Below are 222 nucleotides of genomic sequence, written 5' to 3'. Positions count from 1 at the left end.
AGTGGCTGCGGGGGGACGAGGAGGCCTGGGCGGGGGCGGCGGCGCTGTCGGCGCTGGGCGCGGTCGGGACACCGCCGGAGATAGCGGACGTGGTGGCCTTCCTGGCCTCCGACGACGCGCGCTGGGTGACGGGCGACTGGATCGACGCGACGGGAGGCTCACTGGCCTGACGCGGGGGCGCCGGGACGGGGATCCGGCGGTGCGCGGGACGGGGCCTGGGGG

Annotated in this window: 1 pseudogene (only partly in view); it reads left to right on the top strand. The window is 78.8% G+C overall.

Annotated elements, in window-relative coordinates:
- Positions 1-170: pseudogene (locus CCN56_RS24720) on the top strand (SDR family oxidoreductase); it begins 431 nt to the left of the window's first position.
- Positions 171-222 lie beyond the last annotated feature (52 nt).

Origin of the sequence: Streptomyces sp. NRRL B-24572, assembly GCF_002156145.1 — a bacterium.
In the GTDB taxonomy this organism is placed as follows: Bacteria; Actinomycetota; Actinomycetes; order Streptomycetales; family Streptomycetaceae; genus Streptomyces; species Streptomyces vietnamensis.
The sequence above is the reverse complement of the archived record's forward strand: the minus strand, read 5'-3'. Positions and strand labels throughout refer to the sequence as shown.